General features: G+C 73.4%; 1 protein-coding gene. It reads right to left on the bottom strand.

Features of this window, described 5'->3' with window-relative positions; genetic code table 11:
- Positions 1-320, bottom strand: a 320-nt coding sequence (locus tag CCN56_RS45475; RefSeq protein WP_306300671.1) for an RNA polymerase sigma factor, incomplete at both ends; no start/stop codon positions are given.

The raw sequence follows: 320 nt of genomic DNA, 5'->3' as shown, positions 1-320 counted from the left end.
GCTTCTGGGTCCTGGCCCAGTTCGCGGCGACCCGCCGGACGGTGGTCATGAGGTAGGCGCGCACGGCCTGTTCGGGCCCGGCCCCGCCGCGTACGGCCTGGAGGGTGCGGGCGAAGACCTCGGCGGTGAGGTCGTCGGCGGTGTGCGCGTCCCGGCAGCAGGTCTTGGCGTACCGGCGGACGGCCTCGGAGTGGCGGCGGAACAGCTCCTCGTACGCGGAGTCGTCGCCGTCCCGCATGAGCTGGACGAGCTCGGCGTCGGAGGGTGGCAGTTCGAGCGGCGGCGGGAGTACGGACTCGGTCTCGGTCTCGGGATCGCTC

It is taken from the genome of Streptomyces sp. NRRL B-24572 (genome assembly GCF_002156145.1).
GTDB classification, from domain to species: Bacteria; Actinomycetota; Actinomycetes; order Streptomycetales; family Streptomycetaceae; genus Streptomyces; species Streptomyces vietnamensis.
The sequence above is the reverse complement of the archived record's forward strand: the minus strand, read 5'-3'. Positions and strand labels throughout refer to the sequence as shown.